Below are 22,270 nucleotides of genomic sequence, written 5' to 3'. Positions count from 1 at the left end.
TGTTATTAGGTATTGGGCACGGCAATGTTACAACGCAGAGACGATAAAGGCGACTTATCGCCGCCTTATTTACGTTTGTTGCTGATTTGTAAAAATTATTTACTCTGATCGGCCAGTCCGTCGAGATATCGTTCTGCATCCAGCGCCGCCATACAACCGGTGCCCGCAGAGGTGATCGCCTGACGATAAATGTGGTCCATCACGTCGCCCGCAGCGAACACACCCGGGATGCTGGTCTGGGTAGCATTGCCGTGAATACCCGACTGCACCTTGATATAGCCGTTCTCCAGCTCAAGCTGGCCGTCGAAGATAGCGGTGTTCGGGCTGTGCCCGATGGCAACAAACAGACCTGCTACTTCCAGCGTTTCAACGTTGTCGGTGTTCTGGGTATCACGGATGCGCAGGCCCGCCACGCCCATCTGATCGCCGGTTACTTCTTCCAGCGTGCGGTGGGTGTGCAGCACGATATTGCCGCTGGCCACTTTGTCCATCAGACGTTTAATCAGGATCTTTTCCGCGCGGAAAGTATCACGGCGGTGAATGAGGTGCACTTCAGAGGCGATATTCGCCAGATAGAGTGCCTCTTCAACCGCGGTATTGCCGCCGCCGATGACCGCGACCTTCTGGTTGCGATAGAAGAAACCGTCGCAGGTTGCGCAGGCAGAGACGCCGCGACCTTTAAATTCCTCTTCAGAAGGCAGACCCAGATAGCGGGCAGAGGCGCCGGTGGCGATGATCAGCGCGTCGCAGGTGTACTCCGCGTTGTCACCGGTCAGGCGGAACGGACGGTTTTGCAGATCGACCTTGTTGATGTGGTCAAAAATGATTTCGGTATCAAATTTGGCGGCATGCTCGTGCATGCGCTCCATCAGCAGCGGCCCGGTCAGGCCTTCAGGATCGCCTGGCCAGTTTTCAACTTCGGTGGTGGTGGTCAGCTGACCGCCTTTTTCCATGCCCGTAATCAGTACCGGTTGCAGGTTAGCGCGTGCAGCGTAGACCGCTGCGGTATATCCCGCAGGTCCAGAACCAAGAATTAGCAGCTTACTGTGTTTGGCCGTGCCCATGAGATCCTCATTGTTGTTGGCAGACATTTTCCCGGATTGTAGGGAATTTGTTGGCGTAAAAAAAGGGCGCAGCGATTTTGTTAACGATGTGTGTGATAGAAAGGGCCAATCAACGAGAGGAAAGAAAAGGTGATTTTATAACAATAATCATGGGTAATCGGTCGAAACGACGGCGATAAAATGAGGATTAATCGCCGGACGTAATGAATATCCGACATGTTGTACTAAAAATCGATGTTTTGCTTTGACAATCCCCTGCGCTTTTGCGAAAACATTCAAGGAAGAAAAAAAATGGTCTTTGTGTAACGCATAGTCATGCACAAAATCACCATTTTTACCGGGTCAGCGAAATCTACGCATGGTGTGGACAGATGCCATACGTGATGTTGATGGCCGCCTCTGGGCAACGGTCTTCATACCACATAACCCCAATCGGATCGCGCAAACTATAAAACAGGCGATGCGATTAACCGCGGGGAAAGACTCTGAACAGTGAAGTGCACAGGGTCCTGGCAGGAGTTAGGGAAGGAATACAGAGAGACAATAATAATGGTAGATAGCAAGAAGCGCCCTGGCAAAGATCTCGACCGCATCGATCGTAACATTCTTAATGAATTGCAAAAGGATGGGCGTATTTCCAACGTCGAGCTTTCAAAACGTGTGGGACTTTCCCCGACGCCATGCCTTGAGCGTGTGCGCCGACTGGAAAGACAGGGTTTTATTCAGGGCTATACAACGCTGCTGAACCCGCATTATCTGGATGCCTCACTTCTGGTATTTGTTGAGATTACTCTGAATCGTGGTGCGCCGGATGTGTTTGAGCAGTTCAATGCCGCCGTACAAAAACTTGAAGAAATTCAGGAGTGTCATCTGGTTTCCGGTGATTTCGACTATCTGTTGAAAACCCGCGTGCCTGATATGTCCGCCTACCGTAAGCTGCTGGGCGAAACCCTGCTGCGACTGCCTGGTGTGAACGACACCCGTACCTACGTGGTAATGGAAGAAGTCAAACAGAGCAATCGTCTGGTTATTAAGACGCGCTAACACGGAACAGGTGCATTATCAGCGTACTTTGATTACACTCCTGGTAATCCATACAGCAACAGTGTCGGGCTTCCCGGCACTGTTGTCCGTTTAGCACGCAGGCAGGAATTGCCTGATACCTGGAGAGCCTGTTTTGAGCCAGGAATATACCGAAGACAAAGAAGTCAATTTAACCAAGCTCAGCAGTGGACGCCGACTCCTTGAGGCGTTACTGATCCTTGTTGCTCTTTTTGCCGTCTGGTTAATGGCAGCCTTACTCAGTTTCAATCCCTCCGATCCCAGCTGGTCACAAACCGCATGGCATGAGCCTATCCATAATTTAGGCGGCGTACCGGGGGCCTGGCTGGCGGATACGCTGTTCTTTATCTTTGGCATAATGGCGTACACCCTTCCCGTCATTATTATTGGCGGCTGCTGGTTTGCCTGGCGCCATCGCCAGAACGATGACTACATCGACTATTTTGCTGTCTCGCTGCGCCTGATTGGTGCGCTTGCCCTGATCCTCACCTCCTGCGGCCTGGCGGCGATTAACGCCGACGACATCTGGTATTTTGCCTCCGGCGGCGTGATTGGCAGCCTGCTGAGCACCGCGCTACAGCCGATGCTGCACAGCAGCGGTGGTACTCTGGCGCTGCTCTGCGTCTGGGGGGCGGGGCTGACGCTGTTTACCGGCTGGTCCTGGGTCACCATCGCCGAGAAAATTGGCAGCGTGATCCTCAATATCCTGACCTTTGCCAGCAACCGCACCCGTCGCGACGATACCTGGGTTAACGACGAAGAGTACGAAGATGACTACGAAGAGGCGGAGCCGAGCGCTGAGCGTCGTGAATCTCGCCGTGCCCGCATTATGCGCGGGGCGCTGGCGCGCCGTAAGCGTGTGGCAGAGAAATTCGCCAATCCATTAGGCCGCAAAACCGATGCGGCGTTGTTCTCCGGCAAACGGATGGATGACGAAGAAGAGGTGGCTTATAGTGCCCGTGGTGTTGCCGCCGATCCGGATGATGTATTGTTCTCCGGTAATCGTGCACTGCCGTCCGATTATGATGAGTTCGATCCGCTGCTCAACGGTCACTCAGTAGCTGAGCCCCTTGCTGCCGCCGCCGCCGCAACCACGGCAACCCAGGCCTTTGCTGCGCCGGTTGAACCGATCACCCCGACGCCTTCTGTGCCAGAGATGCCGCTGCAGCAACATGCGGTTGAATGGCAAGCGGAACCTGCTGCGCCTGCATCGCCGATCCCTGCGCCGGAGCCGGAACCGTATGTCGCCGCCGCGCAGCAGGAGTGGCAACCGCCTTATCAGCCTGAACCTGTCTACGCGCAGCCGCAGTATGAGCCGCAGCAGCAGCCTGTTTATCAGCCTGAACCTGTTTATCAGTCTGAACCCGTTTATCAGCCAGAGCCGGTCTATCAGCCTGAGCCTGTTATCACCCCGCCGGTTGTCGAAGAGACGCCGGTTGAAGAGGTGAAACCGTCCCGTCCGCCGCTTTACTATTTCGAAGAGGTGGAAGAAAAACGTGCCCGTGAGCGCGAACAGCTTGCGGCATGGTATCAGCCGGTGCCCGAGGAGGCACAAGAACCAGCCCCGGTTAAAGCCGCTGAAACCCCGAAAATTCCGGTTCCCGCTGTGGAACCCGCTTCCGCCGTCGCTCCTGTTGCCGCAAGCGTACAGCAGGCAACAAGCGAAGGCGCCGCTGCGGCCAGCGCCGCCGCGCCGTTATTCAGCCTGGCAACCGGCGGCGCACCGCGTCCGCAGGTAAAAGAGGGGATTGGTCCGCAGTTGCCGCGTCCTAACCGCGTACGTGTTCCGACCCGCCGTGAACTGGCCTCGTATGGTATCAAGCTGCCTTCCCAACGAATGGCCGAAGAGAAAGCGCGTGAAGCCGGACGTCAGCAGTATGATGAACACTACGACGACGATGCTGATGCCGATGAAATGCAGCAGCAGGAGGAGCTGGCCCGCCAGTTCGCTCAGCAGCAACAGCAGCGGTACGGTGGTGATGAGTATCAGGCCCAGCCACAGTCCTTTGAAACGCAGGATGACGAAGATAGTGCCGCCGAAGCTGAGCTGGCTCGCCAGTTCGCCGCCACGCAGCAGCAGCGTTATTCCGGTGAGCAACCGACAGGAGCTAACCCTTTCTCGCTGGCGGACTTTGAATTCTCGCCAATGAAAGATCTGGTGGATGATACGCCGAGTGAGCCGCTGTTCACGCCGGGCGTGATGCCGGAAGCCGAGCCACCACGTCAGCCGGTGACGCCGCCCCAGCCGCAGCAGTCCGTGCAGCCACAACATATTGCACAACCGCAGCAGCCCGTGCAGCCGCAGCAGTATGCGCAGCCGCAACAGCCTGTTCAGCCGCAGCAGTATGCGCAACCGCAGCAGCCGGTGCAGCCGCAGCAGTATGCACAGCCTCAGCAGCCTATTCAGCCGCAGCAGTATGCACAGCCTCAGCAGTCCGTGCAGCCGCAGCAGCCCGCGCAGCCACAGCAGTATGCGCAGCCGCAGCAACCAGTGCAGCCACAGCAGCCAGCTGCTCAGCCTCAGCCTCAGCCTCAGCCTCAGCAGAGCCTGATCCATCCGCTGTTGATGCGCAATGGCGACAGCCGCCCACTGCAAAAGCCAACCACGCCGCTGCCGTCGCTGGATCTGTTAACGCCGCCGCCAACGGAAGTGGAGCCGGTCGATACCTTTGCCCTGGAGCAGATGGCTCGTCTGGTTGAAGCGCGTCTGGCCGACTTCCGTATTAAAGCAGATGTGGTGAACTATTCTCCGGGGCCGGTCATCACCCGCTTCGAGCTGAACCTGGCGCCGGGTGTTAAAGCCGCGCGTATTTCCAATCTCTCCCGTGACCTGGCGCGTTCGCTGTCGACCGTGGCTGTGCGCGTGGTTGAGGTGATCCCAGGCAAACCCTATGTGGGTCTGGAGCTGCCGAACAAAAAACGCCAGACTGTTTACCTGCGTGAAGTGCTTGATAACGCCAAGTTCCGCGATAACCCGTCGCCACTGAGCGTGGTGCTGGGTAAAGACATCGCGGGTGAGCCGGTGGTGGCCGATCTGGCTAAAATGCCGCACCTGCTGGTGGCGGGTACCACCGGTTCCGGTAAATCTGTCGGCGTGAACGCCATGATCCTCAGCATGCTCTATAAAGCGCAGCCGGAAGATGTGCGTTTCATCATGATCGACCCGAAAATGCTGGAGCTGTCAGTCTATGAAGGGATCCCGCATCTGCTGACCGAAGTCGTGACCGACATGAAAGACGCTGCCAACGCCCTGCGCTGGAGCGTCAACGAGATGGAGCGTCGCTACAAGCTGATGTCTGCGCTGGGCGTGCGTAACCTCGCCGGGTATAACGACATCATTGCCGAAGCGGCGAAGATGGGACGCCCAATTCCGGATCCGTACTGGAAACCGGGCGACAGCATGGATGCCGAACATCCGGTACTGGAAAAGCTGCCGTATATCGTGGTGCTGGTGGATGAATTTGCCGACCTGATGATGACCGTCGGTAAGAAAGTGGAAGAGCTGATCGCCCGCCTGGCGCAAAAAGCCCGTGCGGCAGGGATCCATCTGGTGCTGGCGACCCAGCGTCCATCGGTGGATGTGATCACCGGCCTGATTAAAGCCAACATCCCGACCCGCATCGCCTTTACCGTGTCGAGCAAAATCGACTCCCGTACCATTCTTGACCAGGGGGGCGCGGAATCGCTGCTCGGCATGGGGGATATGCTCTATTCGGGGCCGAACTCGACTTCCCCGGTACGTGTCCACGGCGCGTTTGTTCGTGACCAGGAAGTGCATGCCGTGGTGCAGGACTGGAAAGCGCGCGGTCGTCCGCAATATGTCGAAGGCATCACCTCTGACAGCGAAAGCGAAGGCGGTGGTGGCGGCGGCTTTGACGGCGGTGAAGAGCTGGATCCATTGTTCGATCAGGCGGTTAACTTCGTTACCGAGAAACGTAAAGCTTCCATCTCCGGCGTACAGCGCCAGTTCCGCATCGGCTATAACCGCGCGGCGCGCATTATCGAGCAGATGGAAGCGCAGGGCATTGTTAGCGAGCAGGGACATAACGGCAACCGTGAAGTGCTGGCCCCGCCACCGTTTGAGTAACGGCCTCGATTGCAAAGATGGGTAAAGCAGCAAAAATTAAGCATTTTCTTCTGTCGCCTGCCTGCGGGCAGGTCCAGAATAGTGACAGAAACCCCCATTTCGGGAAGACGCTTTGTAAGGATGAACAATGAAAAAAATCGCAATCACCTGTGCATTACTCACTGGCTTTGTGGCAAGCAGCGTCTGGGCTGATGCCGCCAGCGACCTGAAGAGCCGCCTGGATAAAGTGAGCAGCTTCCATGCCAGCTTCACGCAGAAAGTGACCGACGGCAGCGGCAACGCGGTGCAGGAAGGCCAGGGTGACTTGTGGGTTAAACGTCCGAATCTGTTCAACTGGCATATGACCCAGCCGGACGAAAGTATCCTTGTCTCCGACGGCAAAACCCTGTGGTTCTTTAACCCGTTTGTTGAGCAGGCCACCGCCACCTGGCTGAAAGACGCGACCAGCAACACGCCGTTTATGCTGATTGCCCGTAACCAGTCCAGCGACTGGCAGCAGTACAACATCAAACAGACCGGCGATGAGTTCGTGCTGACGCCGAAAGGCAGCACGGGCAACCTGAAGCAGTTCACCATCAACGTGAGCAGCAACGGTACCATTAATCAATTCAGCGCCGTGGAGCAGGACGATCAGCGCAGCAGCTATCAGCTGAAATCCCAGCAGAACGGTGCGGTCGATGCATCGAAATTCACCTTTACCCCGCCGAAGGGCGTAACGGTGGACGATCAACGTAATAAGTAAGAGGCGTGAGTGAGCAACCTGTCGCTCGATTTTTCAGATAATGCGTTTCAACCTCTGGCCGCCCGTATGCGGCCAGAAAATTTAGCGCAGTATATCGGCCAGCAGCATCTGCTGGCCGCGGGCAAGCCCTTGCCGCGCGCCATTGAAGCCGGGCATCTGCACTCGATGATCCTCTGGGGGCCACCGGGCACCGGTAAAACGACCCTGGCGGAAGTGATCGCCCGCTATGCTGATGCAGATGTCGAGCGCATCTCCGCCGTTACCTCCGGCGTGAAAGAGATCCGTGAAGCCATCGAGCGTGCCCGGCAGAACCGTAACGCCGGTCGCCGCACAATCCTGTTTGTCGATGAGGTCCACCGCTTCAATAAAAGCCAACAGGATGCCTTCCTGCCGCACATCGAAGACGGCACCATCACCTTTATCGGCGCCACCACGGAAAATCCCTCGTTTGAACTCAACTCCGCACTGTTGTCCCGCGCCCGCGTCTATCTGCTGAAATCGTTAACCACCGAAGATATTGAGCAGGTGCTGACCCAGGCGATGACTGACAAGGCCCGGGGCTACGGCGGCCAGGATATCGTCCTACCTGACGAGACCCGTCGCGCCATTGCCGAGCTGGTTAATGGCGATGCGCGCCGGGCGCTGAATACCCTGGAGATGATGGCCGATATGGCCGAAGCCGACGACAGCGGCAAACGGGTCTTACTCCCGGCGCTGCTGACCGAAATCGCCGGTGAACGTAGCGCGCGTTTCGATAATAAAGGCGATCGTTTTTACGACCTGATCTCGGCGCTGCACAAATCGGTGCGCGGCAGTGCGCCCGATGCCGCGCTTTACTGGTATGCGCGCATTATCACTGCCGGGGGCGACCCGCTGTACGTTGCCCGCCGCTGTCTGGCGATTGCCTCCGAAGATGTCGGTAACGCCGACCCGCGCGCCATGCAGGTGGCACTCTCCGCCTGGGACTGCTTCACCCGGGTCGGGCCTGCTGAAGGCGAGCGCGCCATTGCCCAGGCCATTGTCTATCTGGCCTGCGCACCCAAAAGTAATGCCGTCTATACCGCCTTCAAAGCGGCGATGTCCGATGCCCGCGAACGTCCTGATTACGATGTTCCAGTCCACCTGCGCAACGCGCCGACCAAACTGATGAAAGAGATGGGCTACGGTCAGGAGTATCGTTATGCCCACGACGAGCCCAACGCCTACGCTGCCGGGGAGGAGTATTTCCCGCAGGAAATGGCACAAACACGCTACTATCACCCGACAAACAGAGGCCTTGAGGGTAAGATTGGCGAAAAGCTCGCCTGGCTTGCCGGACAGGATCAAAATAGCCCTATAAAACGCTACCGTTAGGGCTATCGTTGCGGTAATGTTTGCAATTGTATCTTCGTGACCGCAGGCTGTGGTCACATTTCCTATTTTAATTCGATAAGCACAGGATAAGCATGCTCGATCCCAATCTGCTGCGTAACGAGCCAGACGCAGTCGCTGAAAAACTGGCACGCCGGGGCTTTAAACTGGATGTAGATAAGCTGCGCGCTCTTGAAGAGCGTCGTAAAGTTCTGCAGGTACAAACCGAAAACTTGCAGGCAGAGCGTAACTCTCGATCGAAATCCATCGGCCAGGCGAAAGCGCGCGGGGAAGACATTGAGCCATTACGCCTGGAAGTGAACAAGCTGGGTGAAGAACTGGATCAGGCGAAAGCTGAGCTGGATGTTCTTCAGGCCGAAATTCGTGATATCGCCCTAGCGATCCCGAATATCCCTGACGACAGCGTACCTGTCGGCAAAGACGAAAACGACAACGTCGAAGTGAAACGCTGGGGTACGCCTCCCGAGTTCGACTTCGAAGTTCGCGATCACGTTACGCTGGGCGAAATGCATGCAGGGCTCGATTTTGCCGCTGCCGTTAAGCTGACCGGTTCCCGCTTTGTGGTAATGAAAGGGCAGATCGCCCATCTGCACCGCGCGCTGGCGCAGTTCATGCTGGATCTGCACACCGAGCAGCACGGCTACAGCGAAACCTACGTACCGTATCTGGTTAACCACGATACGCTGTACGGCACCGGCCAGCTGCCGAAATTTGCCGGCGATCTGTTCCATACTCGTCCGCTGGATGAAGAAGCAGACAGCAGCAACTACGCGCTGATCCCAACGGCAGAAGTGCCGCTGACCAACCTCGTGCGTGACGAAATCCTCGACGAAGATGACCTGCCGATCAAACTGACGGCACACTCTCCGTGCTTCCGTTCTGAAGCGGGCTCTTATGGCCGTGATACCCGCGGTCTGATCCGTATGCACCAGTTCGACAAAGTTGAGATGGTACAGATCGTGCGTCCGGAAGAGTCCATGGCGGCGCTGGAAGAGATGACCGGTCACGCGGAAAAAGTGCTGGAGCTGCTGGGTCTGCCGTACCGCCGCGTGGCGCTGTGTACGGGTGACATGGGCTTTGGCGCCTGCAAAACCTTCGACCTCGAAGTGTGGGTACCGGCGCAGGGCACCTACCGTGAGATCTCCTCCTGCTCTAACGTAGGTGATTTCCAGGCGCGCCGCATGCAGGCTCGCTGCCGCAGTAAATCTGACAAGAAAACCCGCCTGGTGCACACCCTGAACGGCTCCGGCCTGGCAGTGGGGCGTACGCTGGTCGCGGTACTGGAAAACTACCAGCAGGCCGATGGCCGTATCGAAATCCCTGAAGTGCTGCGTCCGTACATGAAAGGCCAGCAATACATCGGTTGATTTGTTTTTAAGTAAAAAGCGCCTGCGGGCGCTTTTTTTATGCCCCGCTTTTGATGTCAGGCAATAACCCCTCCCTCTAAAGTAGTAATACTTGCCAAACAGTTGGTTAGCGTAAACGTCTGCTAACGCACGCCATCCTTACATAAAAAACTATATAGCGGTGACTGCCGCACCTTTGAACTTTGTGAGCAACCAAAGTGAGAATCTATGAAAATAAAAACGCCTGAAGCTCTGCTGGCTGCTGAGGTGAGTCGACGTGGATTGATGAAAACCACGGCGATTGGCGGCCTGGCTGTTGCCAGTAGCGCATTCACATTGCCTTTTTCACGTCTGGCATCGGCTGCACAAGCCACTGAGACCGTTAAACCTGATGAGAAAGTGGTCTGGAGCGCCTGCACGGTGAACTGCGGCAGCCGCTGTCCGCTGCGCATGCATGTCGTTGACGGTGAAATTAAATACGTTGAAACCGACAATACCGGGGATGATAACTACGAAGGATTACATCAGGTTCGCGCCTGCCTGCGTGGCCGCTCGATGCGCCGCCGCGTCTACAATCCGGATCGCCTGAAGCAGCCGATGAAGCGCGTGGGTAAACGCGGAGAAGGCAAATTCGAACCCATCAGCTGGGAAGAGGCCTTTGATACCATCGCCGGTACGATGCAGCGTCTGATTAAGGATTACGGTAACGAATCCATCTATCTGAACTACGGCACCGGCACCCTCGGCGGCACCATGACCCGCTCCTGGCCGCCGGGAAAAACCCTGATCGCCCGTCTGATGAACTGCTGCGGGGGGTATCTTAATCATTACGGTGACTACTCAACCGCACAGATTGCCGCTGGCCTGAACTACACCTACGGCGGCTGGGCAGATGGCAACAGCCCGTCGGATATCGAAAACAGCAAGCTGGTAGTGCTGTTCGGCAATAACCCTGGCGAAACGCGCATGAGCGGCGGCGGGGTGACGTACTACGTTGAACAGGCCCGGGAAAAGTCGCAAGCCCGGATGATCGTCATTGACCCGCGCTATACCGACACCGGGGCAGGGCGCGAAGATGAGTGGATCCCCATCCGTCCCGGCACCGATGCAGCGCTGATCTCTGCCCTGGCGTGGGTCATGATCACTGAAAACCTCGTCGACCAGCCTTTCCTCGATAAATATTGCGTCGGCTACGACGAAAAAACGCTTCCTGAAGGGGCACCGGCGAACGGCCACTATAAAGCCTATATTCTCGGCCAGGGCAATGACGGCATCGCCAAAACTCCGGCCTGGGCTGCGGCCATCACCGGTATTCCTGAGGCGCGAATCATCAAACTGGCACGTGAAATCGCCGGGGCGAAGCCCGCGTTTATCTCTCAGGGTTGGGGGCCGCAGCGTCATGCGAATGGTGAACTGGTCTCCCGCGCTATCGCCATGCTGGCAATTTTAACCGGCAACGTGGGGATTAACGGTGGCAACAGCGGCGCGCGTGAAGGCTCATATTCACTGCCGTTTGTACGCATGCCGACCCTGGAAAACCCGGTTAAGACCAGCATCTCAATGTTTATGTGGACCGATGCCATCGAGCGCGGCCCGGAAATGACCGCCACCCGTGATGGGGTACGCGGCAAAGATAAACTCGACGTGCCAATTAAGATGGTCTGGAACTACGCCGGGAACTGCCTGATCAACCAGCATTCGCAGATCAACCGTACCCATGAGATCCTGCAGGATGACAAAAAATGCGAGTTGATTGTGGTGGTGGACTGCCATATGACCTCTTCGGCGAAGTATGCCGATATCCTGCTGCCAGACTGTACCGCCTCGGAACAGATGGACTTCGCCCTTGATGCCTCCTGCGGCAATATGTCGTACGTGATTTTTGCGGACCAGGCGATCAAACCGCGCTTCGGCTGCAAAACCATCTATGAGATGACCACAGAGCTGGCGAAACGTATGGGCGTTGAGCAACAGTTCACCGAGGGGCGCACCCAGGAAGGGTGGATGCGCCACCTGTACGAGCAGTCCCGCGAAGCCATTCCGGAATTGCCTTCATTTGATGAATTCCGCCAGCAAGGCATGTTCAAAAAGCGTGACCCGGAAGGGCATCACGTGGCGTATAAAGCCTTCCGTGCCGATCCTGTTGCCAATCCGCTGACCACCCCGTCAGGCAAAATTGAGATCTACTCCGCTGAACTGGCGCAGATCGCCGCGACGTGGGAGCTCGAGAAAGACGATGTGATCGATCCACTCCCGGTTTACAGCCCGGGTTTCGAAAACTACGACGATCCGCAGGTCAAAACCTTCCCGCTGCAGTTGACCGGCTTCCACTACAAAGCACGTACGCACTCTACCTATGGCAACGTTGATGTCCTTAAGGCGGCCTGTCGTCAGGAGATGTGGATCAATCCGCTGGATGCTAATGCCCGCGGGATCGCCAACGGTGACCGGGTACGGATCTTTAACAGCCGTGGCGAAGTACACATTGAAGCCAAAGTGACGCCGCGTATTCTGCCGGGCGTCGTCGCGCTAGGTGAGGGCGCCTGGTACAACCCGGACGCCAACCGCGTCGATCAGGCTGGCTGCATTAACGTGCTCACCACGCAACGCCCGTCGCCGCTGGCGAAAGGCAATCCGTCTCACAGTAACCTTGTTCAGGTTGAAAAGGCGTAAGGAGTAGCCGATGACCACTCAGTATGGATTTTTTATTGATTCCAGCCGCTGCACCGGGTGTAAAACCTGCGAGCTGGCCTGTAAAGACTATAAGGATCTGACGCCAGATGTCAGCTTCCGCCGTATCTACGAGTACGCGGGCGGCGACTGGCAGGAGGATAACGGCGTCTGGCATCAGAACGTCTTTGCTTACTATCTCTCCATTGCCTGCAACCACTGCGAAGATCCCGCTTGTACCAAGGTGTGCCCGAGCGGCGCGATGCACAAGCGCGACGACGGTTTTGTCGTGGTGAATGAAGATGTCTGCATCGGCTGTCGTTATTGCCATATGGCCTGCCCGTACGGCGCGCCGCAGTACAACGCCGCCAAAGGTCATATGACCAAGTGCGACGGCTGCCATGATCGTGTGGCTGAAGGCCATAAGCCGATTTGCGTTGAATCCTGCCCGCTACGGGCGCTGGATTTCGGTCCGATTGCTGAGCTGCGCCAGAAGTACGGCAAGCTGGCTGCGGTCGCGCCGCTGCCGTCGGCACACTTTACGAAGCCGAGTATCGTCATTAAACCCAATGCCAACAGCCGACCAACGGGTGATACCACCGGCTATCTGGCCAATCCAAAGGAGGTGTGAGATGGGAAGCGGATGGCATGAATGGCCGTTAATGATTTTTACCGTCTTCGGACAATGTGTGGCGGGTGGTTTTATTGTGCTCGCGCTGGCGCTGTTAAAAGGTGATCTGAATTCTGAACAACAGCAACGTCTGGTGCTGAGCATGTTTGGCCTGTGGGTGCTGATGGGGATCGGCTTTATCGCCTCTACGCTGCATCTGGGCTCACCGATGCGCGCGTTCAACTCCCTCAACCGCGTGGGTGCTTCGTCACTCAGTAATGAGATCGCCAGCGGGGCGATCTTCTTTGCTGTTGGTGGTCTGGGCTGGCTGCTCGCCGCAATGAAGAAACTGCCTGCCGGGCTGCGTAGCCTGTGGCTGATTGTCACGATGGTGCTGGGTGTGGTGTTCGTCTGGATGATGGTTCGGGTCTATAACACAATCGACACCGTGCCTACCTGGTACAGCGTCTGGACCCCAATGAGCTTCTTCCTGACGATGTTTATCGGCGGGCCGCTGCTCGGTTTCCTGCTGCTGCGCGTGGCGGGTGTGGATGGCTGGGCCATGCGTTTATTGCCCGCCGTCTCCCTGCTGGCGCTGGTGGTGAGCGCCCTCGTTGCCCTGATGCAGGGGGCGGAGCTGGCAACCATCAGCAGCTCCATTCAGCAGGCGTCAGCTCTGGTGCCGGATTACGGCTCGCTGATGGCCTGGCGCGTGGTGCTGTTAGCGGCCGCGCTGGCCTGCTGGATTGTGCCGCAGCTTAAAGGCTATCAGCCTGCGTTACCGTTGTTGTCGCTGGCATTTGTGCTGGTGCTGGCGGGAGAATTACTGGGTCGCGGCGTATTCTACGGTCTGCATATGACTGTTGGAATGGCTGTCGCCAGTTAACGCTAATCTTTGTTATAGAAAGCCGGGACTTAGTGCCCGGTTTTTTTTATTTTCGATCATGAAATTTTTCTACTGTCGTTTGGCTTCAATTTTGTCTGTATATAAACAAAAACAAACACATAAATATTATTGATAGCCGCCATTCCATTAGCAGGATGAGTTTTTTCAATCGACGAGGATCATATCGTGCTTGCGGCTCGAGAGGGTGGATTGACTTTGTTTTTGCCAGTGGCATGATGCGCACGAAATCTGAACTTCCTCACGGTTTTTAATCCATGTCGACCTATACCCGGCCAGTGCTCCTGTTGCTCTGTGGCCTGCTTTTGCTGACCCTCGCGATCGCGGTGTTAAATACGCTCGTCCCGCTGTGGCTCGCCCATGAAAATTTACCGACCTGGCAGGTTGGCATGGTCAGCTCGTCCTTTTTTACCGGCAACCTGCTGGGAACATTAATGACGGGAAGCCTGATCAAACGCTTTGGCTTTAACCGCAGCTATTATCTGGCGTCGCTTATTTTTGCTGCCGGCTGTGCCGGGCTGGGGCTGATGGTGGGCTTCTGGAGCTGGATGGTCTGGCGCTTTATTGCCGGCGTAGGCTGCGCCATGATCTGGGTGGTTGTGGAAAGCGCCCTGATGTGCAGCGGTACCTCCCGCAACCGTGGTCGTCTGCTGGCGGCCTATATGATGGTCTATTACGTCGGGACAGTCCTGGGTCAGCTGATGGTCAGCAAGCTGCCAACCGACCTGATGAGCGTCCTGCCGTGGGTCACCGGTATGGTGCTGGCCGCTATTCTGCCGCTGCTCTTTACGCGCATTGTGAATCAGAGCAGCGAGCACCAGGAAGCGACCCACGTCTGGCCGATGCTGAGACTGCGCCAGGCGCGTCTGGGCGTTAATGGCTGCATCATCTCCGGGATTGTACTGGGCTCGCTGTATGGCCTGATGCCGCTCTATCTCAACCATCAGGGGGTGAGTGATTCCGGTATCGGTTTCTGGATGGCGGTGATGGTTAGCGCCGGGATTGTTGGACAGTGGCCGGTGGGGCGTCTTGCCGACCGCTTTGGGCGCCTGCTGGTGCTGCGCGTTCAGGTCTTCGTGGTGATCATGGGGTGCTTTGCCATGCTCAGTAATGCCGCCATGGCGCCTGCACTGTTTATTCTGGGCGCGGCGGGCTTTACCCTCTATCCGGTGGCGATGGCCTGGGCCTGTGAGAAAGTGGAGCATCATCAGCTGGTGGCGATGAACCAGGCGCTGCTGCTGAGTTACACCATCGGCAGTTTGCTGGGGCCGACCTTTACCGCCATGCTGATGCAGAATTATTCTGACAATCTGCTGTTTATTATGATCGCCAGTGTGTCGTTTATTTATCTCTTAATGTTGCTGCGCAAAGCGGGCGAACACCCGACGCCAGTGGCGCATGCCTGAACAAATAAAAGCCTGTCGATGACAGGCTTTTTTGTCTCTGTCACATCTAAGAGTTTTACGCATTGTTTGTTTATCATGCCAGGCGATAATTCAGATGCGTTCTACCACTAAAAGGCAGCGATCATGTCTACTCGTCGTTTTACCACTACCGCGCTGGCAGTAGTGTTGTCTTTATCATTTGCAACTGCACCTGTTATGGCTAATCCAGGCAATGGGAATGGAAATGGCCACGGCAATGGCGGTGGGCAAGGTAATAGCGGTAATCATGGGAACGGAAATTCCGGGAAGGGGAATTCCGATAATCATGGTAATAAACAAAATAACGGTAACCACACTTCCGGCAAATCAAATAAAAGCGTAAGAGAGGATGTGGATGCACGTGTCAGTTACGATCATGCCCGTCATCTGGCGTTAAACTATGGTTTAACAGGTTATGACTCACTGCCGCCGGGGATTGCGAAAAACCTCGCCCGCGGTAAACCGCTGCCGCCGGGAATTGCGAAAAAGACCGTACCGGCTTCAATGTTAGGTCAATTGCCTTCTTACCCTGGTTATGAATGGCGGGTAGTCGGCAAGGATCTGGTCTTAATTGCGCTGAGTACGGCAATTGTGACGACCATTATTAATGGTGTCTTTGACTAATAAATAGAACGCCCGGTAAAGACCGGGCGTTTTGTTAATACATGACCTTGTGACCGTACTGCTCCAGAATGCCTTTCACGCGTTCCATGGTCTCTTTCTTCGGCGGCTTCACGCCATCAAGTTTGTATTCTTCGCCCATCGCCACCCATTTATGTTTGCCCAGCTCGTGATACGGCAGCAATTCAATTTTCTCGACATTACCCATATCGCGCGTGAACTCACCCAGGCGGTGGGCAGAGTCATCATCATCTGACCAGCCTGGAACGACGACATAACGGATCCAGGTTTTGATGCCTTTGGCGGAGATGTATTTTGCGAACTCCAGAGTGCGGTGGTTGGAGACCCCCACCAGGTTCTGGTGGATTTCATCATTCATCTGCTTAAGGTCGAGCATCACTAGATCGGTGACTTCCAGCAGTTCATCGATCACCGGATCGTAGCGACGAACAAAGCCGTTGGTATCCAGACAGGTATGAATACCCTCTTTACGGCAGGCGCGGAACCAGTCGCGCACAAACTCGGCCTGCAGGATCGCTTCCCCGCCGGATGCGGTTACGCCGCCGCCAGAGGCGTTCATAAAGTGGCGATAGGTCACCACTTCTTTCATTAATTCTTCAACGGTGACCTCTTTGCCGCCGTGGGTATCCCATGTATCGCGGTTATGGCAATACATGCAGCGCATCAGGCAGCCCTGGAAGAAGGTAATAAAACGGATGCCCGGGCCATCGACGGTGCCACAGGACTCAAAGGAGTGGATGCGACCAATAGTTGACATTGCGGTGATATCTCCAGGTTCGGCCCTTCCGGGGCCTGTTTATGTGCACAACTCGGAGGCTGTGTCGAGTCTGTTTTGGCTGTTATCCATTCATTATAGATAGCGGGCAAAAGAGACTACGGAGCGGGAGGTGTTAAAAAGGCCCCACTTGCGTGGAGCCTTTATTGTACGCCTTTTACTGCGCGATTTCAGTCAAATCCACTTACATGGACTGAGTGAAAGTACGGGTAATAACGTCTTTCTGCTGCTCTTTAGTCAGCGAGTTAAAACGTACTGCGTAGCCAGATACACGGATGGTCAGCTGAGGATATTTCTCAGGGTGTTCCATCGCGTCGAGCAGCATTTCACGGTTCATGACGTTCACGTTCAGGTGCTGACCACCTTCGATGGTCGCTTCATGATGGAAGTAACCGTCCATCAGACCCGCGAGGTTGGTTTTACGCACTTCGTCATCTTTACCCAGCGCATTTGGAACGATAGAGAAGGTGTAAGAGATACCATCTTTAGCGTAAGCAAACGGCAGTTTTGCTACGGAGGTCAGAGAGGCAACAGCACCTTTCTGGTCACGGCCGTGCATTGGGTTAGCACCTGGTCCGAATGGCGCGCCAGCACGACGTCCGTCTGGGGTGTTACCGGTTTTCTTACCATACACAACGTTAGAGGTGATGGTCAGAACAGACTGAGTCGGGATAGCGTTACGGTAGGTAGTGAGTTTCTGAATTTTCTTCATGAAACGTTCTACCAGGTCAACCGCCATGTCATCAACGCGAGCGTCGTTGTTACCAAACTGCGGGTATTCGCCTTCGATTTCGAAGTCGATAGCCAGACCATCTTCGTCACGAATTGGTTTAACTTTCGCATATTTGATAGCAGACAGGGAGTCAGCCGCAACGGACAGACCTGCGATACCACATGCCATGGTGCGCACTACGTCACGGTCGTGCAGCGCCATCAGAGAGGCTTCGTAGCTGTACTTGTCGTGCATATAGTGAATAACGTTCAGAGCGGTGACGTACTGTTTAGCCAGCCAGTCCATGAAGTGATCCATGCGATCCATGACTTCGTCATAGTTCAGCACGTCGCCTTTGATCGGCTCAGACTTAGGACCAACCTGCATTTTCAGTTTTTCATCAACGCCGCCGTTGATTGCGTACAGCATGGTTTTCGCCAGGTTTGCACGCGCACCGAAGAACTGCATTTGTTTACCAACAATCATTGGGCTTACGCAGCAAGCGATAGCGTAGTCATCGTTGTTGAAGTCAGGACGCATCAGGTCATCGTTCTCATACTGCAGAGAAGAGGTGTCGATGGAGACTTTAGCGGCAAATTTCTTGAAGTTCAGTGGCAGTTTTTCAGACCACAGAACGGTGATGTTCGGCTCCGGAGAAGGACCCATGGTGTACAGGGTGTTCAGGAAGCGGAAGCTGTTTTTGGTTACCAGAGTACGGCCATCTACGCCCATACCACCGATGGATTCCGTTGCCCAGATTGGGTCACCAGAGAACAGCTCATCATATTCTGGGGTACGCAGGAAGCGAACCATACGCAGTTTCATGACCAGGTGGTCAATCATTTCCTGAGCGTCTTGTTCAGTGATTTTGCCTGCTTTCAGGTCACGTTCGATGTACGCATCCAGGAAGGTGGATACACGACCGAAGGACATTGCTGCACCGTTCTGAGACTTAACAGCAGCCAGGTAACCGAAGTAGGTCCACTGGATCGCTTCCTGAGCGTTGGTTGCAGGGCCGGAGATATCGCAACCGTATTTCGCTGCCATCTCTTTGATCTGACCCAGCGCACGGTGCTGTTCAGCGATTTCTTCACGCAGACGGATAGTGGCTTCCAGGTTTACGCCATTCTCCAGGTCAGACTGCAGAGACTGGAACTGGGCGTATTTGTCTTTCATCAGGAAGTCGATACCGTACAGCGCAACGCGACGGTAGTCACCGATGATACGGCCACGGCCATACGCATCTGGCAGGCCGGTCAGGACGCCAGATTTACGGCAGTTCAGGATGTCTTTGGTGTATACGTCAAACACGCCCTGGTTGTGGGTTTTGCGGTATTCGGTGAAGATTTTTTTCAGCATTGGGTCCAGCTCGCGATTGTACGCTTTGCAGGAACCTTCAACCATTTTGATACCACCGAACGGGATAATCGCACGTTTCAGTGGCGCTTCAGTTTGCAGACCAACAATCTTCTCGAGGGACTTGTTGATATAACCCGCGTCGTGAGAAGTGATGGTGGACGCGATGGAGGTGTCGAAATCAACAGGCGCGTGAGTGCGGTTTTCCTGCTTAACGCCTTCCATAACGCTATCCCACAGGGCAGTGGTTGCGTCGGTGGCACCGGCCAGGAAGGATTCGTCACCTTCATATGGGGTGTAGTTTTTCTGGATGAAGTCACGAACGTTGACTTCATTCTGCCAATCACCTTTGGCAAAACCTTCCCATGCTGTGGCTAACTTTTCATTAAGTTCGGACATGTAACACCTACCTTCTTAAGTGGATTTTTTATTTACTGCCTGAGACAACCGTTAATGATGGTTATCGCCACGCAGGTAAATGACCCAGTATGTCAACCCAACCAGCAGACCACCGCCGATAATGTTCCCGATTGTGACTGGGATCAGGTTATCAGTAATGAAGTTCATAACGGTCAGGTGAGAGAAATTCTCCGGGCTTGAACCAACAGCGGTCCAGAACTCCGGGCTGGCAAAGTCACGGATTACGATACCGAAAGGAATCATAAACATGTTTGCAATGCTGTGTTCAAAGCCGCTGGCGACGAACATGGCGACGGGCAGTACCATAATCATGGCTTTGTCCATCAGGCTGCGGCCGGAGTAACTCATCCAGACGGCCAGGCAGACCATGAGGTTCGCCAGGATGCCAAGGGCAACGGCTTCAATAAATGTGTGGTGCATTTTGTGGTCGGCGGTTTGCAGGACATTCAGACCCCAGCCCCCGTTGGCTGTCATATATTCACCGGACAACCACATCAACAGGACAAACAGTAAACATCCAATCAGGTTACCGATATAAACGTTAATCCAGTTTTTGGCCAGTTGACCCCAGGTGATTCTGCCGCTGGCTTTCGCTACGACGATGAGTACCGTCGAGGTAAAAAGATCGGCGCCGCAGATGACGCAGAGAATCAGACCCAGCGAGAAACAGATGCCACCAATCAGCTTGGCAATACCGAAAGGCATTGCGGCGGTACCGGTAGTGGCAGTGATATAGAAAACAAAAGCGATGGAGATGAACACGCCAGCGGTAATCGCCAGGAAGAACGTCGTCATCGGTTGTTTTGTTGCTTTATAGACACCCGCTTCTTCGGCAACTTTTGCCATCGCAGCTGGGAGTAAAAGATCAAAAGGGTTGTCAGCTTTCACACTAACTCTCTCTTTATTAAGTCGGCGACGAGATACTAACAAAGCATTATAGAAGAGAAATTGATGTAGATCATATCTCGCCTGGCTTATAGGCCCGCAAACTGCGTGGTTTTACAGCAAATGCGGAGTAAGTTTTTGATTATCCTGATAAAAATAAATTTTAAAAGTTACAAAATGAGTTGATTTTTTTCTCCTGACCCTCTCCCGGACAGTTAATTAAAATGGAGTATTTCATATAAATAGTAACAATACTCGGCAAGCTGGAATTATTATAGCTACCAATATTTAACTTTATTATTACAACTAAAATTTATTACCGCGCAAATAAAAAAACGGGGCAATAAAATTGCCCCGTAATATAACGTAGGCGATTGTATTCGCCTACTGTTTGTAATGGTATGTAACGTTATTTAGCCCAGTACGCGCTTTTGGCTTTCTGCAGTTTCTCATAGGCCTTCAGCAAGGACTGGTGAGAAGGGAAGGCTTTCAGATCGCTGTCCACGGCCTGTAGGCCATAGAACGGCGCTTCGCCGCTCAGGGCCGCGCTGGCGTTCTCTACCGCTTCGGCACCGTACATGCGGGTGAAGGCGTTGAGATACTGCAGCGGCTGACGATCTTCTTCCTGCGCCAGCAACAGCAGCGTCTGCAGGCAACGGTAGTAGTTCGCACGCTCCGCGCTGAATACCGAGGCGTTGAACTCGATGGTCCATTCGGTCCAGATCAGCGCCTGTTCCAGATCGCCGCCTGCCAGCGCCAGCATCGCCTTCAGCTCGCCAATACGCAGGGTGTACCAGCCATTGTCTTTACCCGTCGCCAGCCCCAGCAGCTCGCGTACGCGGGTAAAGTCATCGTGGCCTTCGTCATCCAGTTGGGTGATGAGGTTCAGGTAGTCCTCTTTCTCCCATGCGCTCTCCGGCAGCGCCAGCAGGGTTTCGCGCAGGTGGCTACCCATGCTGTTATTGGCCAGCCACAGATCTTCCACCGGATAGATGTCGGACATACCCGGCACCAGAATACGGCAGGCGTAGACGCCCAGGTGTTCATAATCGGCGATGTACACTTCCTGCCCTTCGGCAGTGAAGATAGCCATCAGGGTGGCGAACTCTTCTTCCGTGGTGCCGGAGAAGCTCCAGTCAACAAACGGATAATCCGCGTCCTGCTTGAACAGATCCCAGGAGATAGAGCCGCTGGAGTCGATGAAGTGCGTCTCCAGGTTGGCATGTTCCGCCACTTCTTCGTCATCAAACGTCGGCGGAGTGAAGACATCGAGATCTTTCAGGCTACGGCCCTGCAGCAGCTCGGTAACGGTACGTTCCAGCGCTACGCCGAAGTCCGGGTGCGCCCCGAAGGAGGCGAAGCAGGTGCCGTTCGCCGGGTTGAAGAGCACCACGCAGATAACCGGGTACTTCCCGCCCAGCGAGCCGTCATAGGCGAAGATTGGGAAGCCTTCTGCTTCCAGTTTGGCAATGGACTCCACCACGCCCGGGTAGCGGGCCAGCACCTCAGCCGGGATCTCCGGCAGGCTGATAGATTCCGCGATAATGCGGTTTTTAATATGGCGCTCAAAGACTTCGGACAGACCCTGAACACGCGCTTCGTTGCGGGTGTTACCGGCTGACATGCCGTTGGAGACATACAGGTTGCCGACGATGTTCATCGGAATATAGACGGTCTGCTCGTCAGACTGGCGGGTAAACGGCAGGGCGCAGATACCGCGTTCTTCATTACCTGACTGCAAATCAACCAGCATGCTGGCGGTCAGTTGATTCTCCAGATCGTAAAACGCACGCAGACGATCGTCGAGGATCCCTTCCGGCAGTTCGTCATCTTCGGTCAGCGGGAACCATTTTTCATTCGGATAATGAACAAACGGGCCATTCGCCACGGTCTCGCCCAGCCAGAAATCGGCAAAGAAATAGTTAGTGGACAGACGTTCAAAATACTCACCCAGCGCAGAGGCCAGCGCCGCTTTTTTGGTCGCACCTTTGCCATTGGTAAAGCACAGCGCGCACTCTTTATCGCGAATATGCACAGACCAGACGTGGGGAACCGGGTTGAGCCAGGAGGCCTCTTCGATGTTAAAGCCCAGGTCGGTCAGTTTTTGCTGGAAGCGAGCGATGGAATCTTCCAGGGCGGCGTCTTTGCCGGGGATAAACGTTTGAGTCATGGGGATCACTTATATCGTACGGAAAGCGCG

Annotated in this window: 15 protein-coding genes; 10 read left to right on the top strand and 5 right to left on the bottom strand. The window is 55.0% G+C overall.

Annotated elements, in window-relative coordinates; all coding sequences use genetic code 11:
- Window positions 1-95 precede the first annotated feature (95 nt).
- Window positions 96-1,064: a thioredoxin-disulfide reductase gene (gene trxB, locus DVA43_RS10190; protein WP_103178905.1), complete on the bottom strand. Its 969-nt coding sequence runs from the start codon at window positions 1,062-1,064 to the stop codon at window positions 96-98.
- 549 nt (window positions 1,065-1,613) lie between these two features.
- Here trxB and lrp point away from each other — a divergent pair.
- From lrp to DVA43_RS10135, 10 genes are all read left to right on the top strand, one after another.
- Entirely contained in the window at window positions 1,614-2,108 is a 495-nt protein-coding gene (gene lrp, locus DVA43_RS10180) for a leucine-responsive transcriptional regulator Lrp (RefSeq protein WP_114315461.1), read from the top strand.
- A 133-nt stretch (window positions 2,109-2,241) separates the two neighbouring features.
- Complete coding sequence (gene ftsK, locus DVA43_RS10175; RefSeq protein WP_114315460.1) at window positions 2,242-6,213, top strand: DNA translocase FtsK; 3,972 nt, start codon at window positions 2,242-2,244, stop codon at window positions 6,211-6,213.
- A gap of 127 nt (window positions 6,214-6,340) precedes the next feature.
- Complete coding sequence (gene lolA / locus DVA43_RS10170) at window positions 6,341-6,955, top strand: outer membrane lipoprotein chaperone LolA (RefSeq protein WP_103823389.1); 615 nt, start codon at window positions 6,341-6,343, stop codon at window positions 6,953-6,955.
- Between the two features lie 9 nt (window positions 6,956-6,964).
- The gene (rarA, locus tag DVA43_RS10165; protein WP_114315459.1) at window positions 6,965-8,308 is read left to right on the top strand and encodes a replication-associated recombination protein RarA; all 1,344 of its coding nucleotides are present in this window, start codon (window positions 6,965-6,967) and stop codon (window positions 8,306-8,308) included.
- Window positions 8,309-8,400: 92 nt separating this feature from the next.
- Window positions 8,401-9,693, top strand: a complete 1,293-nt coding sequence (gene serS / locus DVA43_RS10160) for a serine--tRNA ligase (protein WP_114315458.1) — start codon at window positions 8,401-8,403, stop codon at window positions 9,691-9,693.
- Window positions 9,694-9,900: 207 nt separating this feature from the next.
- Window positions 9,901-12,345, top strand: coding sequence for a dimethylsulfoxide reductase subunit A (gene dmsA, locus DVA43_RS10155; RefSeq protein ID WP_114315457.1), 2,445 nt, complete (start codon window positions 9,901-9,903; stop codon window positions 12,343-12,345).
- 10 nt (window positions 12,346-12,355) lie between these two features.
- On the top strand, window positions 12,356-12,973 hold the full coding sequence (locus tag DVA43_RS10150; protein ID WP_039029496.1) for a DMSO/selenate family reductase complex B subunit: 618 nt from the start codon (window positions 12,356-12,358) through the stop codon (window positions 12,971-12,973).
- A gap of 1 nt (window position 12,974) precedes the next feature.
- Window positions 12,975-13,838, top strand: a complete 864-nt coding sequence (locus tag DVA43_RS10145) for a dimethyl sulfoxide reductase anchor subunit family protein (protein WP_114315456.1) — start codon at window positions 12,975-12,977, stop codon at window positions 13,836-13,838.
- A gap of 275 nt (window positions 13,839-14,113) precedes the next feature.
- Complete coding sequence (locus tag DVA43_RS10140) at window positions 14,114-15,262, top strand: MFS transporter (protein ID WP_103178912.1); 1,149 nt, start codon at window positions 14,114-14,116, stop codon at window positions 15,260-15,262.
- 123 nt (window positions 15,263-15,385) lie between these two features.
- The gene (locus DVA43_RS10135; protein WP_114315455.1) at window positions 15,386-15,904 is read left to right on the top strand and encodes an anti-virulence regulator CigR family protein; all 519 of its coding nucleotides are present in this window, start codon (window positions 15,386-15,388) and stop codon (window positions 15,902-15,904) included.
- Window positions 15,905-15,938: 34 nt separating this feature from the next.
- On the opposite strand, the gene pflA is transcribed toward DVA43_RS10135, so the two are convergent.
- The 4 genes from pflA to ycaO all read right to left on the bottom strand — a co-directional run bounded on the left by pflA (window position 15,939) and on the right by ycaO (window position 22,240).
- Window positions 15,939-16,679 (bottom strand): pyruvate formate lyase 1-activating protein, encoded by a 741-nt coding sequence (gene pflA, locus DVA43_RS10130; protein WP_114315454.1) that lies wholly within the window; start codon window positions 16,677-16,679, stop codon window positions 15,939-15,941.
- A 202-nt stretch (window positions 16,680-16,881) separates the two neighbouring features.
- Window positions 16,882-19,164 (bottom strand): formate C-acetyltransferase, encoded by a 2,283-nt coding sequence (pflB, locus tag DVA43_RS10125; protein WP_114315453.1) that lies wholly within the window; start codon window positions 19,162-19,164, stop codon window positions 16,882-16,884.
- A 51-nt stretch (window positions 19,165-19,215) separates the two neighbouring features.
- Window positions 19,216-20,073: a formate transporter FocA gene (focA, locus tag DVA43_RS10120; RefSeq protein ID WP_139157106.1), complete on the bottom strand. Its 858-nt coding sequence runs from the start codon at window positions 20,071-20,073 to the stop codon at window positions 19,216-19,218.
- A 406-nt stretch (window positions 20,074-20,479) separates the two neighbouring features.
- Entirely contained in the window at window positions 20,480-22,240 is a 1,761-nt protein-coding gene (ycaO, locus tag DVA43_RS10115; RefSeq protein ID WP_114315451.1) for a 30S ribosomal protein S12 methylthiotransferase accessory factor YcaO, read from the bottom strand.
- Window positions 22,241-22,270 lie beyond the last annotated feature (30 nt).

This window comes from Leclercia sp. W6 (assembly GCF_003336345.1).
Lineage (GTDB): Bacteria > Pseudomonadota > Gammaproteobacteria > Enterobacterales > Enterobacteriaceae > Enterobacter.
Note: the sequence above shows the minus strand (reverse complement) of the source record. Positions and strands in the feature narration are given on the sequence as shown.